Raw genomic sequence first — 16,266 nt, forward strand, 5'->3', positions numbered from 1 at the left:
ATCAGGTATCTACAGGTGACTGCGGGGTGTCCGGGTCCAGTTGCCGACGGCGGAACTGTCCAGGTGGCTGTCCGTGGATCTGGCGAAACCGTCGGGAGAAATAAGCTTCATCCGCAAACCCACACAGCCTCGCCACCTCGCCCACTGGCCGGGTTCCATTGAGCAGGTAATTGCGCGCCGCGTGCATTCTGCGTTCCAGCACCAGCTCGGTGAAGGTCTTGCCGATTTCCTTGCGCAGCCAGTGCGTGAGGTAAGTCGGTGACAGGTAGGTCGCCGCCGCCACCTTGATCAGATTGAGATCGGGGTCGGCAATGTTCTTGCGCAGATACTCGAACATCCGGCTCAGCGCATCCCGCCGACTGGCTTGCGCGGCATTCTCTTCTGCCAGGCGCTTGAGCGGTTCGGCATACAGGACGCACACCTTGCCCACCAGTTGCAGCAGCAATCCCTTGAGCACTTCGCGTGTACCGAACTGACGATTCTCGTCCAGGCCGCGCATCTGTTCGATCAAGCCACAGACCTCGTTGAAGTCCTCATCCCCCAGTATGAAATCCAGATGCTCCTGAAAGCGGAACGGCGACAGTTCGGGCGCCAGGAGAATTGATACCTCCTCCAGATCCATCGGGTCGCACTGCAAATGCGGCAGCAGAAAGGTCTGGGAAAAGTTGATCACCATGAAGTTGCTGTCCGCCGGATGCGGGATCACGTGCACGCGGTGCGGCAGGATGAATGCCAGCGCGTTACGCGGAAATGGACGAACCGCGTTGCCAATGTGCTGCACCGTGTCGCCGCCGAGGTTGATCTGGATCTGGAAGTATTCGTGTCGATGCGGGCTGGTCTCGGCGCGGCGACCTTTCTTGTCACGAATATAGAAGTCCATCATCTCGCTGCGTTGCTGCATGACGTAGGTGGGCACACGGCATTGTGACGTCATTTCTTGAGAATCCTCGACAGGTACTCGGGCAGGTTTTCCTGGCGTTGCCGAGTAATCGGCGTGGCTCATCTTGAAGGTTCGGCGCCAGCCCTTCAAGCAGTCATACGATGACATCAAGCTCAGTGGATTTTCTCCACCTCCATTACCGATGATGCCTGTCCAAAAAAACAGACCGGACAGTCATTGTTTTTTCCATTTAAAAACAGATAGATAGAAATCAAATCAGAGCGCATCTTAAAAGTCCACTGTGTGGTTTTTTTTGGACAGGTTTATCCGACGCGCCCTTCTCCGGAAAAAATGATCTAACACCTTGATTGATTTCAAGAGGTTGTACGACCACTGTATTTCCCATGCAGCCCAACCTCATTCAAAAACAAAAAAGGTGCGCACGTCATGAATCTGCAATTGCTCCCCGCCGCCCCTCCCCACCCTTTACCGACGATGCCAGCCGGAAGACGTAGCTGAACGTCTGACCCTGGCCGTTTTTGCCATTGGTTTCAACTTCGATTGCCTTGCCCCCGAACAGCGGGCAAAGGCGTCGGCTGTCCGCAAACAACTCGACACTTCTAACAATAACGAGGTCCACTCATGTCGAATTCACACACCTCCCCCACCACCGCCCCGCCGTTGATTGCCGGCGACAGGGACGCCATCTCTTCCCGGCGGCTGCCGACACGACGGCGCTGGTTCATGCTCTCGCTGCTGCTGATTGCGACGATCATCAACTACATCGACCGGGTGAACATCTCGATTGCCGCTCCGTTCATGGCCAAGGACCTGGGCCTGGACAAGATTGAAATGGGGCTGATCTTCTCCGCCTTTGCCTGGACCTACGCACTGGCGCTGGTGCCGGCCGGGTTTATCGCCGACCGCTTCGGCTCACGCTTCACCTATGGGGTTTCACTGATCAGTTGGTCGACCGTCACCGTATTTCAAGGCTTCGCCACGGGATTCGCTTCGCTGTTCGGCCTGCGTCTGGCCGTCGGGGCGATGGAAGCGCCAGCGTTTCCGGCCAACAGCCGTGCGGTGACCGTATGGTTTCCGGCGCGGGAACGGGGCATGGCCAGCAGCATTTACGTCTGCGGGCAGTACCTGGGAACGGCATTGTTTACCGGTGCCTTGCTGTGGCTGGCCACAACCTTTGACTGGCGCCATGTGTTCTACAGCACCGGCGCGCTCGGGATCGTCTTCGGTGTGCTGTGGCTGTATCTGTATCGCGATCCGCTGAACTGCAAGAAGGTCAGCAAAGAAGAGTTGAAATACATCGAGGCCGGTGGCGGACTGGTCAAGAGCAGCCAGGAACGCACTCGTTTCAACTGGCGGCAGATCGCCGAGCTGTTCAGCTATCGCCAGGTCTGGGCCATTTGTATCGGCAAGTTCGCCAGTACATCGGCGCTGTACTTCTTCCTCACCTGGTTCCCCACCTACCTGATCGAAGAACGCCATCTGACCACGATCAAGGCCGGGATCTTTGCCGTGATGCCCTTCGTGGGCGCAACGGTCGGCATCCTGCTCGCCGGCATCGTGTCCGACCTGCTGATCCGTCGTGGTTATTCAATGTCTTTCGCCCGGAAACTGCCGCTGGTGGTCGGGTCGATGCTGGGTATGTCGATCGTGCTGGTGAATTTCACCGACTCGAACGTCATCTGCATCGCCGTGTTGACCATTGCCTTTTTCGCTCAGGGCATCGCGTCGTCCTCGTGGGCGGCGGTGTCGGAGGTGGCGCCCAAGGAACTGATCGGGCTGACCGGCGGAATCACCAGCCTGGCCGCGAACATCGGCGGCATCGTCACTCCGATCGTGATCGGCGCCATCGTCCACGCCACCGGCTCGTTCGCCTGGGCGTTCTGGTTCATCGGTGCCGTTGCGCTGATCGGCACCCTCTCCTATTCCTTGCTGCTCGGTCGCCTGTACCGCATCGAGTTGAAAACGCGCTGAAGCCAGAACAACCGGTTTCTCCAATTTGAGGCGGCTTTCGTCCAACTTCGCCAGCGATTGCCGCCGTACGCTTACCTTTCACACAGGACTTGCAGCAGGATGAACATGACCGAATACGTCTTTACCCCGGATCTGCCAGTGACCTTGCCGGTTGTCGGCAGCGAACAACGCTTTCCCGTCGGACGCGTGTTCTGCGTCGGCCGCAACTACCCGTGGCCGGACACCCTGGGCCAGCCGCGCCAGCCGCCGGTGTTTTTCATGAAGCCGGCAAGCTGCGTGTTAGACGCCGTCGGTGAAGTGACCTTCCCGTCACTGACCGAAGAGTTTGCCCATGAAATCGAGCTGGTCGTGGCCATCGGCGAAGGCGGCGCGCAGATCCCCGAAAGCCAGGCGCTGGCCTATGTCTGGGGGTACGCCGCCGGACTGGACCTGACCCGCCGTGACGTACAGCGACTGGCCAAGCGCGACGGTTTGCCATGGGAAGGTGCCAAGGTGTTTGACGGCGCCGCACCGATGACCGCCATTGTGCCGGTCACTCGGACCGGTCGGCTCGAAGGGGAATTATGGTTGAGCGTGAACGGTGAAGAACGCCAGCGCGATCGACTCGACAGCCAGATCTGGTCGGTGAGTGAAGTCATCAGCCGCATCTCGCAATCCGTCACGCTCAAGGCCGGCGATCTGATCATGACCGGCAGCCCCGCCGGCGTCGATGTCTTGCAACCCGGCGACGTCATCAGCGCCGGGATCGACGGCATCGGCCAACTCGAAATGCGCGTCGGCCCCCGGTCTTGAGTCTGGCCTTAAGTGATTGGAAAAAAGGAGAACAACAAGATGTCTGACACTCAACCCTTGAAAGTTGCCCTGGTGACCGGCGCCGGTAGCGGAATCGGCCGTTCCGTGGCCTTGGGCCTGCTGGCCGACGGATACACACTGGTATTGGCCGGACGCCGCCCCGAACCCTTGCAGGCGTTGGTCGATCTGGCGGCCAGCGAAGGAAACGAAGCGCTGGCGGTGCCCACCGATGTACGCGACCCGGCCAGTGTCGATCAGCTGTTTGCAACCATTGCCGAAGTCTATGGACGCCTGGATGTGGTCTTCAACAACGCCGGGGTCAATGCCCCCGCCGTGCCGCTGGATGAGCTGACGTTCGAGCAGTGGCGAAATGTGATCGACACCAACCTCAACGGTGTTTTTCTCTGCGCTCGAGGAGCGTTCGGACTCATGCGCCGGCAGCAGCCACAGGGCGGGCGCATCATCAACAACGGTTCGATTTCGGCGCACACCCCGCGTCCTTTCAGCAGCGCGTACACCGCCAGCAAACACGCGGTGCTGGGGCTGACCAAATCCCTGGCGTTGGATGGTCGGGACTTCAATATCGCCTGCAGCCAGATCGACATCGGCAATGCCTTGACCGAAATGTCGGTGCGCATGACCAAAGGCGTACGCCAGGCCAACGGCAGCATCGCCGTGGAGCCGATGGTCGACGTCAAGCATGTCGCCGACGCCGTGCGCTACATCGCCGGTCTGCCCCTGTCGGCCAACGTCCTGAACATGACCGTCATGGCGACTGCCATGCCGTTTGCCGGCCGTGGTTGAGCCGGCTTTTTTATTGCGTAAGTGAGGTTTACATGAAGCCAGAAGTCTTGCAGCTCAGCCCGATCCTGATTCCGCAAATCAATGCCCGTCTCGGCGAACTGTTCACGATCAGGCGTTATTTCGAGCAGGCCGACAAAGCGGCGTATTTGCAGGAACACGGCGCCAACATTCGCGGCGTGATCACCGGTGGCCACACGGGCATCAGCCAGACGCTGATGGCGCAACTGCCCAAACTGGAAGTGGTGGCGGTCAACGGTGTCGGCACCGATGCGGTTGATCTGGCCTACGCCCGGGATCGCGGGATTCGCGTGACGGCGACCATCGGCGCACTGACCGAAGACGTGGCCGATCTGGCCATCGGTTTGCTGATCGCCGTGTGTCGCGGGCTGTGTACCAGTGACCGTTATGTTCGCTCGGGCCAGTGGCCGCAAAGCCCGACGCCACTGGCCCCGCTGCCTTTGGCGCGGCAGGTGTCCGGCATGCGAATCGGCATCGTGGGCATGGGCCGGGTTGGCCGAGCGGTCGCCACTCGCGCTGCCGCGTTTGGCTGTCCGATCAGCTACACCGATCTGCAACCGATGAGCGATGTCAGCCACACCTTCATCGCCGACCTCAAGCAATTGGCCCGCGACAGTGATGCGCTGATTCTCGCGGCGGCCGCCGACAAGGCCGAGGCCATCATCGATGCCTCCGTGCTGCAGGCCCTGGGCAAGGGCGGCTACCTGATCAACGTGGCGCGCGGCAAACTGGTCAATGAAACCGATCTGGTGGCGGCCCTGACGGCCGGTGAGATCGCGGGTGCGGCGCTGGATGTTTTCGTCGATGAGCCCAACGTGCCTGAAGCGTTGTTTGCCCAGGAACAGGTGGTACTGCAACCGCACCGCGCCAGCGCGACCCTGCAGACCCGCACCCGCATGGGCGAGATGGTTGTGGCGAGCCTGGTGGACAGTTTTGCCGGAAAGACTCCGCAAGGGTGTGTGACCAGCTGAGCCTCACAGTCATCGGGGGCCGCTGCCCCCGATGATGGATTTCAGACTCGATCGGACTACAACGTGTAGGAAATGCCGACCTGCACCGTTCTCGGTGCCCCCGGATAGGCGTAGACGTTACCGAATGCGCCCTCGTCGTAGTCACGGTCAAACAGATTCTTCAGGTCGAGGTTGAGGCGTACCTTGTCATTGACCTTGTAGTAGCTGAGCAGGTCGACAACCGTATAGCTCCCCATCGAGAACGCAGTGTTCGCCGTTTGACCGGCGCGCTCATCGACATATTTAAGGCCGGTTCCCAGACCCAGACCACTGAGCGCACCGTCCTGGAACTCGTAGACATTGAGCAGGCTGAAGCTGTTTTTCGGGATGTTCATCAGTCGCGTGCCGGAGCGGATCACGTTGTCCTTGGTCACCTCGGCATCGACGTAGGCGTAACCCCCGATGACACGCCACTCGGGGGTCAGATTGCCGGCAACATTGAGGTCAAACCCTCGACTGCGCACTTCCCCGGCAGCCACGCTGAACGTCGAGTCCACCGGGTCAGTGGTCAGGACATTACGCTTTTCAATCTGATAGATCGCCGCGTCAACACTCAGCTGATGATCCAGCGCTTCCCATTTGATGCCCATCTCCCAGGACTTGCCTTTTTCCGGTTCAAAGCCGCCACCCTGCCGACTCGCGCCGGTATTGGGTTTGAAAGAACGCGCGGTGTCCGCGTAAACCGCGAGGGTGTCGGTCAGGTCATAGGTCACACCGACGCGGGGCGTGACGGCATTGTCACTGGCCTGCCAGTTCTTGCCGCCGGGCACGTAGGTTTCGTAGTCGTGTTCGAAGCGTTCGAAACGTGCGCCGGCCAGGACTTTCAGCCGATCGGTCAGAGCCACCTGATCCTGTACGAACGCGGCGTAGGTCTTGAGATTTTCCTTGTCGTGGGTCGGGGTGCGCGTCAGTGCCGGACGGGGCTGCCCATACACCGGATTGAAGATGTCGATCGGATAGGCACTTACCGCGCCGCTGGAGCGCTGGATGATCGACTGGTAGTCGTAATCTTCGTATTCGATACCGGTGAGCAAGGTGTGCTGCAGGCCGCCCGTGGCAAAGTGACCGGTCAGGTTGAGCTGGGTGTCCTTGTCCGTCCACTCCAGCTTGCGGTAGTTGAAGTTTCGTCCCAAAGTCCGGCCGTCGGCGGCAATGCCGTTGGCTTCGATGGCATTGCCCTGCAAGGTTCCGTCGAGCCACTGGAAACCACCGCCCAGTGTCCAGTCATCATTGAGCACATGCTCGAAGCGCAATTGCGCCATGTTGTTGTCGTTGTGCAACTTGCCAGCGTCCGGTTCACCGAAGAAGGTGTCGCGGGAGGCGGTGCCGATCTGCCGGGGATAACGCGTTGCGCCCCGGTCCAGCGGATGGTTGTTGCGCATGAAGTCACCCTCAAAGATGACTCGGGTGTCATCGCTGGCTTGCCAGGTCAGCACCGGGGTCACGCCGTAGCGTTCGGTTTCAACGTGATCGCGGAAGGTATCGCCGCCCTCGCCCACCACGTTCAGGCGATAGGCCAGACGTCCCTCTTCATCGAGCGGACCGGAAGCATCCAGGGTGCCGCGCTGCATGCCTTGGTCATTCAACTGGCTGCCGAGTGTGACCGTGCGCTCGGGCAACGGTTGTTTGGAAACGACGTTGAAGGTACCGCCCGGATCGCCCCGGCCGTAGAGCATGGTCGCCGGACCGCGCAGGACCTCAAGACGCTCGATGGTGTTGGCATCCGGCATGTTCGGATAACCGCGGTTGATCGGGAAACCATTGCGGTAGAACTCGCCAGTGGTAAATCCGCGCACGGTGAACGTGGTCAGTCCCTGGCCGCCGAAATTGTTGGCACGCCCTACGCCACCCGCGTAATCCAGTGCGTCCTGCAGCCGGGTAGCACCAATGTCTTCGACCGCATCTTTGGTGACGACACTGATCGACTGCGGGGTTTCATGGATCGCGGTATCGGTTCGGGTGGCGCTGGCCGAACGGGTCGCGCGATATCCCTGTACCGGGCCGTCCGCTCTTTCGTAGTCAGCGGTACCGACCACATCGGTTGCATCCAGCTCCAGCGCTGACGCCGTTGAATCGGACAGCTCGGCCCACGCCAAGGGAGACAACGTTTGCAACACACAGATGGACAGCAGAGTTCGACGCATGAGGGGAGAACCTTACGGATAAGCCAGAACGAAGGGGATAACTGCCAGCGAAACGCGAGGGATGGTATACCAAGCCTTACGCAATTGATAGGCGTTCCCATTCGTTTATGCAGCTGACTCTCAACCTCTTGCGTTCATTCCCTCTCACACGCTCAGCAAGCGCTCGGTGGTCGCCATCGACGTACTCAACGATTGCCCTGTGCGTTGCAGCTTGTTCAGCAAACTGGCTCCCAGCCATAGCTGATACAGGGTTTCGGCCAACTGCCGGGCATCCCCCGGAGGCAGGCTTTTATCGTCCTGACCCTGTTCGATACACGTGGTGATGCGCGCCACCACTCGCTCGGCGCCATCACGCAAGGTCAGGCGCATGGTTTCGGACAGATCAGACACCTCGGCGCTGAGTTTGACCACCAGGCATTCGTCGCCATGGCCTTCGAGGGTGCAGCGATCCTGCCAGCCCTGCCAGTAATCCATCAGCCGCTCACGAGCACTCAAATCCGGTAGCGTCAGGCGTCGCTCCATGTCGGCCAGATAGTCGACGAAGTAATCCTCGAGCAGGGCCTGCCCGTACAGTTCCTTGGATTTGAAGTAGTGATAGAACGAGCCCTTGGGCACGCCGGCGGTCTGCAGGATCTCGTTCAGGCCGACACTGGTGAAGCCTTTCTCGGCCATCATCCGGTGGCCGGTGTCGAGCAAATGTTGGCGGGTGTCGTCGTAGGTCGGTTTCATGGGGCGCAGATTACCAGGCAATAGACCAGTCGTTTAACTCAAAGGAACGCGAGTTTGCCACATCTGTCCATGAAAAAGCTTCACAGAAAAAATTACTAGACGACTGGTCTAATTGGAAACTATGCTGCGCTCCGACAAACCTTTTCCGCGGTGTCGAACCTGTGCGAATCCCTTGCTCATGAACGCCACCTGACCAACCCAGGGTGCTCTATGAAAATCTTGATGGTTCTGACTTCCCACGATCAACTCGGCAATACCGGCAAGAAGACCGGCTTCTGGCTCGAAGAGTTCGCCGCCCCCTACTACGCCTTCAAGGACGCCGGCGCCGACGTCACCCTGATTTCGCCCGCTGGCGGCCAGCCTCCGCTGGATCCGAAGAGCGACGAGCCCGATGCACAAACCGCAGAAACCGACCGTTTCCGCAAAGACCCCGCCGCCCAACAGGCATTGGCGAACACTGGCCGCCTGGCCGACGTCAGTGCCGAAGACTTCGATGCCGTGTTTTACCCGGGTGGCCATGGCCCGCTCTGGGATCTGGCCGAAGACAAACACTCGATTGCGCTGATCGAAGCTTTCGCCCGCAGCAATAAGCCTCATGGTTTCGTCTGCCATGCGCCGGGAGTGCTGCGTCATGTTGTCGACGCAGACGGAAAACCGCTGATCCAGCATCGCGAAGTGACGGGTTTCACTAACTCCGAAGAAGCAGCGGTCGGTCTGACGGATGTCGTGCCTTTCCTGATCGAAGACGAATTTCAGCGTCTTGGCGGCCGCTACTCCAAAGTCTCTGACTGGCAGGTTCATGTGGTGACGGATGGAAAACTGGTCACCGGGCAGAATCCTGCCAGCTCGGCGGCCGTCGCCGAAAAACTGTTGAAGCTGCTCGGCTGAAGAATTTCGCTTCGCGTTTCAATGACCGATCCGAACACCGTGTGCGTGTTACACGGTGTTCTTTTTTTCGCCCATTAAATAGTCGACTGGTCTAATAAACCCTTGGACAGGATGCATCCATGAATAACAGCCGTTTCTTCACCCCCGCCACCCTGGGCCACCACACCCTGAAAAACCGCATCGTACTGCCGCCCCTCACCCGCCAACGCAGCACTCAACCGGGCAATGTCGCCAACGAATTGATGGCCGAGTATTACCAGCAACGTGCCGGTGCCGGTTTGCTGGTGACTGAAGGCACCCAGATCGAACCCCGTGGCCAGGGTTACGCCTGGACCCCGGGCATTCATACACCTGAGCAAATTGCCGGTTGGCGCAAGGTCACCGAGGCCGTTCACGCCAGAGAGGGGGTGATTTTCGCCCAGCTCTGGCATGTCGGTCGTGTATCGCACAGCGCTTTGCAACCCGATGGCGCCGCGCCAGTGGCGCCCTCCGCTGTCGCCACCGATCGGGTCAGCGTTTTCATCGAGACCGGGCCGGGCATGGGGGCTCTGGTACCGCCGTCCGCGCCTCGCGCATTGACCACCGAGGAAGTGCAGGAACTGGTTCAGCTGTATATCCAGGCGGCGCGCAATGCCATGGACGCCGGTTTCGACGGTATCGAACTGCACTGCGCCAATGGTTATCTGGTCAACCAGTTCATCTCCGCCCACAGCAACCTGCGCACCGATCAATATGGCGGTTCGCTGCATAACCGTCTGCGTTTTCTGCGCGAAGTGGTGGCTGGCGTCGCCGAATGCATCGGCAAGGAAAAGGTCGGCGTGCGCTTCGCGCCGCTGTTCACCACCACCGATGAAGCGCGGACTTATCTGGGTATGGTCGAGGAAGACCCGCACACCACTTACATCGAAGCGATCAAGGTGCTGCAAGACGTCGGCATCGCCTACCTGTCGATCGCCGAAGCCGACTGGGACGACGCGCCAGTGATGCCGGAAACCTTCCGTCGAGCGGTGCGCGAGACCTTCAGCGGCGCGATCATCTACGCCGGTCGCTACAACGCGGAGTCCGGGGCACGGTTGCTCGACTCCGGATTGGCAGACTTCGTGGCTTTCGGTCGCCCGTTCATGGCCAACCCGGATCTGCCGGCGCGCATCGCCAATGACTGGCCGCTGAACGCGCTGAACCCGGCCACAGTGTATGGCGGGCATGCCGAAGGCTATGTGGATTACCCGGTGTACGCCGATTAGCTTTCGCTGGCGACACTTTTGGCGAGCTGATTCCGGCCCGCCCCTTTGGCTTGATACAGCGCCTGATCTGCCGCAGCGATCAGGCGTTGTACCGTGTCCAGTTGCGATCCGGTGGCGGCCGCGATGCCGATACTCACACTCACTCGGCCGAATGGACTAGTTCGGTGAGCGATAGGCTCTTGCGCCAATCGCTTCAGGATCATTTGCGCCACGACCGCTGCGCCGTCACTGTCGGTATCGGGCATGATCACCGCCATTTCTTCCCCCCCATAACGCGCCACCAGGTCCGATGGTCTGCGCACGCAGGTCTCAAGCACCTTGGCCACCTGCTGCAGACAGGCATCGCCGGCAATGTGCCCTTCGGCGTCGTTGAACAGTTTGAAATAGTCGAGATCAATCATCAGCAATGCCAACGAAGTTGCGTCACGCTTCGACCGGCGCGCCTCCATCGCCAGGGTCTGATCGAAACATCGCCGATTGGCCAGGCCTGTCAGCGCATCCTTCATAGCCAACAGTTCAAGTTGCCGGTTCGTGCCGAGCAACTGTTGTTGGGTATCGCGCAACTCTCCTTCTACCTGCGTCCGGCGACGAATATCCAGGATCAGGAACCAGCCAATGACGCCGGTGAGCCCCAGCAATGTGGTAACCACACCGATCGACAGCAGCGCTTCAAATCGCCACGCCGCCAGGGCTTCGCGCTTACCGAGCGCAACAGTGGTGATCAGTGGCAACGTTTCACTCTTGCGAAAGGCATAGAGCCGTTCCACGCCGTCCAGACTGGACGTGAAGGATGCAGTGCCAACCGATTTGTCTATCAGGTACTTCGCATAGATCGGCGAATTGGAGAAGTTGCGCCCCATGTCCTGTTCGCGGAAAGGGTAACGGACCAGCAGCGTGCCATCGGTGTAGGACAAGCCGATGGCGCCCTCCTGCCCTATATCGAGCTGGCCGAACAGACGCAGAAAGTTTTCCACCCCCAGGGTGACCGACACCACACCGGCAAACTCTCCGCGATCGTCATTGAAACGCCGGCTGATGGTAATCACCCATTCCTGATTCGAACGACTGCGAATCGGTGGGCCGATGAAGGGTTCGCGAGATGGATCGTCACGGTGATGAATGAAATAGGCACGATCACTGCTGTTTGCACCGATAGGAATCGGTCGGTTGGATGACATCAACCAGTGACCTTTGTTGTCGTAGATAGTGATGCCACTGAGCTGCGGCATCAGCGGTCGCTGCCGGTTGATCAAAGTCTTGAGCCGTTCGATTTGCGCTGGGCCACTGCCTTCGGTTTCCAGCCGTTCGACGAGTCCGAGCAGAAGCAGCGAACTCTGCCGGACAATGCCTTCGGAATAAGTCGCGAGCGCCTGAGTCAGGTTCAACCCATGGACATTGACTTCATCCAGCGCTCGATCCCGAGAGCCCAGTATCTTCCAGATGGTCAGCGATGCCAGGGAACAGCCGATTACCAACAGCAAGAGCATTACAAGGTGAGTATCACGCTTCACTTCAGTACCTATGGAAAGTCCGGTTTCCGTCACCGCTATTGTTTGACCGGGGCATTACATCGACCGCGCGTCCGCCGCGGTGCTCTCGTGTTGGTTTTGCGCAAGAATCCGAGGTGCCCCGGACGACGGCAGGCGGCGCGAGGCGTCCTGCCGTCCCTGTTCTCCACTAGACGATTTTCAAAGCCTTGAGTATGACCAGAGTACTTTCGGCAAACACTTGAGCCTGCCCGGTCAGTTCGGCAAGGTTTTCTTGCGCGGTGGTCAGGGCCCTGCCGTCCTTGAGGAGACCTTCACCCTGGCCGCCGATGATGCCCCATGCCAATTGCGCCCATTCAGTCGGGTGCTTTTTGCCCTGCTTGATCGATATCAGGAACAGCTGCTGGAAGCGACTGACCGTCACCCCACCCCCGGTCACCGGACTCGCCAGGGTCTGAATCTTGTTGCCATACAACGAACGCTTGCACAGTTGCAGGTTGAGGGTATTGCAACGGGCCTGCACCAGTTTTTCATTCGCTTCGCTCTGACAGGGCGCCACGGCCCCCATGCCGATCAACACGTTTAGGGCCTGCTCCACGTCGCCGTACGTCAACGAGGGCACGAGATCCAGCAAGTGCCGCAAGGTCTTCGGCACATAGGCGTCATCCGCCAGCGCTGCGAGTACCGGACCATAGATCTCCGCCTGCAACGTAGCTGCGCCGGCCGGGCCGGTGACGTTGGCCGGCACGCTGTCGGCTGCCTGCAACAGGACGAAGCGCGTGCTGAGCATACGCTCGCGGTGCTCGGAGGCGGACAGCCTGTTGGCGCCGCGCACATAAAGATCCCGGCGGAAACTCTGGTTTACAAAGTAGTCACGCGCCTGCTCACGCATGACGGGATGGTCGATATTTTCCAGAAAGTCCATGCCTTCGGCGCTCAGATTGAGCGGATCGACGGAGTCCAGCGGGACGGCTGTCGTGGCATAGTCGAGCTTGGCGGGCGCCAGGGCATCAACCACGTCGGTGAAATACATGCAGTTCCAGTCGCGGTTGAAATACTCATGGGCGATATACTGACGATCCTGGCCTTTGATGCTCCGGAGCTTGGCGTCCAGTCCTGGCGCCGAGTTGGCATATTTCGGATTTGCAGCCAGCAGCGCTTCGGAAAACTGCAACGCAGCGTCGATACGTTGATCAGGGCGCGCACAGGCTTGACTGGCGAAACGGTCGTGCAGGCTGAAAAGTTGACGCAAAGGTGCCTGCGGCGCCCACCCCGGAAAGCAGTTATAGCTGACGTACAGCAGGCCACCTGGTTTGAGATGGCGACGGACAAATTCCACGATCAGTTTGTGGTTATCGCGGCTGACCCAAGTCCAGATGCCGTGCAGACTGATACTGTCGAACTGAGGCAGATCATGACGGGCCAGCAACTGCTCGAAGCTGTCGTCATACAGTCGCGCATCACTACCCCAGTCGCTTGCAAGCGAGATGGCATGGGACGCCTGACCTGGGTGAAAGTCGGTGCCGACATAAGAGCCCGGATTTCCCGCCGCATGGATATTGATCGAAACACCCTGACCAAAACCCAGCTCACAGTGGTGACCGTCGCTACTCTCCAGCGTGGCAAAACCGCGCAACAGCAGACAATAGCGCTGGAAAACCGGATTGATTTCCCGGCTGTAACTGTAGGTGTAGCCTTCGTCCGTGAAATATCCCTCGTTCCAGGCATTGCTCATGCGTGCACCCTTTTCTTATATCGGAAGTGAAAGTCGCTCTTATACGGGGTAGTCGTGGCCTATCACAAGAGGAAAAGCTGTCAGGTAAAGGCCTCTTCGATAAACGCTTCCAACGTCTTCTCCTCCAGAATTTCGATCGAGAAGTGACCGAAGCGCTTGGGCAACCAGATGATGCGTGCCCCTGCCGGCGATTGCAGGTGTTCGCGGGGCAACGGTTTACCGTTTTCATCTTCAGGCTGTACGCCTTCAGCGACCAGTTCGTCGTAGGCGTTTTTCGATGTCGGGAGTCGAATAGCAGTGACGATAGATCATGCCCTCGCCCGCACTATCCAGGAGCTCCCGCAGATTCCCGGCCAATGGCTGAACCAGCATGAAACGTTCCTGCCCGACCAACGCAATCGCATAGCGCACATGCAGGCCGCCCCGTTCCCACACCAGCGTCCTGGAGATGCTCGCCTTTAATATATGCGCATAGTACGCACAGGCTTCTTCGAGGTTATTCACCAATACATCGACGTGACTGAACTTGAGTTGCACTGCCTGCCTCCTGCCGGACTGAAGCTCATGGTAACCGTGCTCGTTGACGCCATTGAAAACTTTCTTGCGGGCAAAACAAAACCCCAACTGCTTTCGCAATTGGGGTTTCGGAATTTAATCTTGACGATGACCTACTCTCACATGGGGAAACCCCACACTACCATCGGCGATGCATCGTTTCACTTCTGAGTTCGGGATGGGATCAGGTGGTTCCAACGCTCTATGGTCGTCAAGAAATTCGGGTACTGACTCGCGACCAGATGGCCTCGCTTCAGCAAATTGGGTATGTGACAGCTTTCGGTGTCTTGTGAGCATCGAACTTTCGGTTCATTGCGTCTTCACACACCGCAATCTGGTCTCTTTCGAGTCTACAGATTGCTTGGGTGTTATATGGTCAAGCCTCACGGGCAATTAGTATTGGTTAGCTCAACGCCTCACAGCGCTTACACACCCAACCTATCAACGTCGTAGTCTTCGACGGCCCTTCAGGGAACTCAAGGTTCCAGTGAGATCTCATCTTGAGGCAAGTTTCCCGCTTAGATGTTTTCAGCGGTTATCTTTCCCGAACATAGCTACCCGGCAATTCCACTGGCGTAACAACCGGAACACCATAGGATTGTCCACTCCGGTCCTCTCGTACTAGGAGCAGCCCCTCTCAAATCTCAAACGTCCACGGCAGATAGGGACCGAACTGTCTCACGACATTCTAAACCCAGCTCGCGTACCCCTTTAAATGGCGAACAGCCATACCCTTGGGACCGGCTTCAGCCCCAGGATGTGATGAGCCGACATCGAGGTGCCAAACACCGTCGTCTATATGAACTCTTGGGCGATATCAGCCTGTTATCCCCGGAGTACCTTTTATCCGTTGAGCGATGGCCCTTCCATACAGAACCATCGTATCACTTCATCTCTACTTTCGTACCTGCTCGACGTGTCTGTCTCGCAGTCAAGCGCGCTTTTGCCTTTATACTCTACGACCGATTTCCGACCGGTCTGAGCGCACCTTCGTACTCCTCCGTTACTCTTTAGGAGGAGACCGCCCCAGTCAAACTACCCACCATACACTGTCCTCGATCCGGATAACGGACCTGAGTTAGAACCTCAAAGTTGCCAGGGTGGTATTTCAAGGATGGCTCCACGCGAACTGGCGTCCACGCTTCAAAGCCTCCCACCTATCCTACACAAGCAAATTCAAAGTCCAGTGCAAAGCTATAGTAAAGGTTCACGGGGTCTTTCCGTCTAGCCGCGGATACACTGCATCTTCACAGCGATTTCAATTTCACTGAGTCTCGGGTGGAGACAGCGCCGCCATCGTTACGCCATTCGTGCAGGTCGGAACTTACCCGACAAGGAATTTCGCTACCTTAGGACCGTTATAGTTACGGCCGCCGTTTACCGGGGCTTCGATCAAGAGCTTCGCGTTAGCTAACCCCATCAATTAACCTTCCGGCACCGGGCAGGCGTCACACCCTATACGTCCACTTTCGTGTTTGCAGAGTGCTGTGTTTTTAATAAACAGTCGCAGCGGCCTGGTATCTTCGACCGGCGTGGGCTTACGCAGCAAGTGCTTCACCCTCACCGGCGCACCTTCTCCCGAAGTTACGGTGCCATTTTGCCTAGTTCCTTCACCCGAGTTCTCTCAAGCGCCTTGGTATTCTCTACCCAACCACCTGTGTCGGTTTGGGGTACGGTTCCTAGTTATCTGAAGCTTAGAAGCTTTTCTTGGAAGCATGGCATCAACCACTTCGTCGCCTAAAGGCAACTCGTCATCAGCTCTCGGCCTTGAAACCCCGGATTTACCTAAGATTTCAGCCTACCACCTTAAACTTGGACAACCAACGCCAAGCTGGCCTAGCCTTCTCCGTCCCTCCATCGCAATAACCAGAAGTACAGGAATATTAACCTGTTTTCCATCGACTACGCTTTTCAGCCTCGCCTTAGGGACCGACTAACCCTGCGTCGATTAACGTTGCGCAGGAAACCTTGGTCTTTCGGCGTGGGTG

The 16,266-nt window shown here is 58.4% G+C and carries 11 protein-coding genes, 2 rRNA genes and 1 pseudogene (1 of these 14 cut by a window edge); 6 read left to right on the forward strand and 8 right to left on the reverse strand.

The annotated features are described in order from the left end of the window. Position 1: 1 nt before the first annotated feature. Entirely contained in the window at positions 2-934 is a 933-nt protein-coding gene (locus AWU82_RS09600; protein ID WP_064382039.1) for a helix-turn-helix transcriptional regulator, read from the reverse strand. 588 nt (positions 935-1,522) lie between these two features. Here AWU82_RS09600 and AWU82_RS09605 point away from each other — a divergent pair. From AWU82_RS09605 to AWU82_RS09620, 4 genes are all read left to right on the forward strand, one after another. Next, positions 1,523-2,872 (forward strand): MFS transporter, encoded by a 1,350-nt coding sequence (locus AWU82_RS09605; RefSeq protein WP_064382040.1) that lies wholly within the window; start codon positions 1,523-1,525, stop codon positions 2,870-2,872. Between the two features lie 99 nt (positions 2,873-2,971). Continuing rightward, on the forward strand, positions 2,972-3,664 hold the full coding sequence (locus tag AWU82_RS09610; RefSeq protein WP_064382041.1) for a fumarylacetoacetate hydrolase family protein: 693 nt from the start codon (positions 2,972-2,974) through the stop codon (positions 3,662-3,664). A 39-nt stretch (positions 3,665-3,703) separates the two neighbouring features. Next, positions 3,704-4,468, forward strand: a complete 765-nt coding sequence (locus AWU82_RS09615) for an SDR family oxidoreductase (RefSeq protein ID WP_064382042.1) — start codon at positions 3,704-3,706, stop codon at positions 4,466-4,468. A gap of 32 nt (positions 4,469-4,500) precedes the next feature. Further along, on the forward strand, positions 4,501-5,457 hold the full coding sequence (locus AWU82_RS09620; RefSeq protein WP_064382043.1) for a 2-hydroxyacid dehydrogenase: 957 nt from the start codon (positions 4,501-4,503) through the stop codon (positions 5,455-5,457). A 56-nt stretch (positions 5,458-5,513) separates the two neighbouring features. Here AWU82_RS09620 and AWU82_RS09625 read toward each other — a convergent pair whose 3' ends face one another. Then, positions 5,514-7,640: a TonB-dependent siderophore receptor gene (locus AWU82_RS09625; protein ID WP_064382044.1), complete on the reverse strand. Its 2,127-nt coding sequence runs from the start codon at positions 7,638-7,640 to the stop codon at positions 5,514-5,516. A gap of 144 nt (positions 7,641-7,784) precedes the next feature. Further along, positions 7,785-8,369, reverse strand: a complete 585-nt coding sequence (gene curR / locus AWU82_RS09630) for a TetR family transcriptional repressor CurR (RefSeq protein ID WP_064382045.1) — start codon at positions 8,367-8,369, stop codon at positions 7,785-7,787. A gap of 210 nt (positions 8,370-8,579) precedes the next feature. On the opposite strand from curR, the gene AWU82_RS09635 reads away from it, so the two are divergent. Together AWU82_RS09635 and AWU82_RS09640 are read left to right on the forward strand one after the other, a co-directional pair. Then, entirely contained in the window at positions 8,580-9,257 is a 678-nt protein-coding gene (locus AWU82_RS09635; RefSeq protein ID WP_064382046.1) for a type 1 glutamine amidotransferase domain-containing protein, read from the forward strand. 119 nt (positions 9,258-9,376) lie between these two features. Then, entirely contained in the window at positions 9,377-10,501 is a 1,125-nt protein-coding gene (locus AWU82_RS09640) for an alkene reductase (protein WP_064382047.1), read from the forward strand. Here the strand turns inward: AWU82_RS09640 and AWU82_RS09645 are convergent. From AWU82_RS09645 to AWU82_RS09665, 5 genes and pseudogenes are all read right to left on the reverse strand, one after another. Continuing rightward, on the reverse strand, positions 10,498-12,012 hold the full coding sequence (locus AWU82_RS09645) for a sensor domain-containing diguanylate cyclase (RefSeq protein WP_064382048.1): 1,515 nt from the start codon (positions 12,010-12,012) through the stop codon (positions 10,498-10,500). The genes AWU82_RS09640 and AWU82_RS09645 overlap by 4 nt on opposite strands. Before the next feature lie 166 nt (positions 12,013-12,178). Next, positions 12,179-13,723, reverse strand: a complete 1,545-nt coding sequence (locus AWU82_RS09650; protein ID WP_064382049.1) for a methyltransferase regulatory domain-containing protein — start codon at positions 13,721-13,723, stop codon at positions 12,179-12,181. An 80-nt stretch (positions 13,724-13,803) separates the two neighbouring features. Beyond that, a pseudogene (locus tag AWU82_RS09655) lies at positions 13,804-14,260 on the reverse strand (VOC family protein). Between the two features lie 118 nt (positions 14,261-14,378). After that, positions 14,379-14,494: ribosomal RNA gene (gene rrf, locus AWU82_RS09660) — 5S ribosomal RNA — on the reverse strand. Between the two features lie 156 nt (positions 14,495-14,650). Beyond that, a 23S ribosomal RNA gene (locus AWU82_RS09665) occupies positions 14,651-16,266 on the reverse strand (it continues 1,276 nt past the right edge of the window).

This window comes from Pseudomonas glycinae, assembly GCF_001594225.2.
GTDB lineage: Bacteria > Pseudomonadota > Gammaproteobacteria > Pseudomonadales > Pseudomonadaceae > Aquipseudomonas > Aquipseudomonas glycinae.

Bases quoted from the DNA above. Each gene is read 5' to 3' on its own strand.
- AWU82_RS09640 (WP_064382047.1), top strand. From the start codon at position 9,377: ATGAATAACAGCCGTTTCTTCACCCCCGCCACCCTGGGCCACCACACC.
- AWU82_RS09620 (WP_064382043.1), top strand. From the start codon at position 4,501: ATGAAGCCAGAAGTCTTGCAGCTCAGCCCGATCCTGATTCCGCAAATC.
- AWU82_RS09635 (WP_064382046.1), top strand. From the start codon at position 8,580: ATGAAAATCTTGATGGTTCTGACTTCCCACGATCAACTCGGCAATACC.
- curR (WP_064382045.1), bottom strand. From the start codon at position 8,369: ATGAAACCGACCTACGACGACACCCGCCAACATTTGCTCGACACCGGC.
- AWU82_RS09605 (WP_064382040.1), top strand. From the start codon at position 1,523: ATGTCGAATTCACACACCTCCCCCACCACCGCCCCGCCGTTGATTGCC.
- AWU82_RS09600 (WP_064382039.1), bottom strand. From the start codon at position 934: ATGACGTCACAATGCCGTGTGCCCACCTACGTCATGCAGCAACGCAGC.
- AWU82_RS09625 (WP_064382044.1), bottom strand. From the start codon at position 7,640: ATGCGTCGAACTCTGCTGTCCATCTGTGTGTTGCAAACGTTGTCTCCC.
- AWU82_RS09610 (WP_064382041.1), top strand. From the start codon at position 2,972: ATGAACATGACCGAATACGTCTTTACCCCGGATCTGCCAGTGACCTTG.
- AWU82_RS09615 (WP_064382042.1), top strand. From the start codon at position 3,704: ATGTCTGACACTCAACCCTTGAAAGTTGCCCTGGTGACCGGCGCCGGT.
- AWU82_RS09650 (WP_064382049.1), bottom strand. From the start codon at position 13,723: ATGAGCAATGCCTGGAACGAGGGATATTTCACGGACGAAGGCTACACC.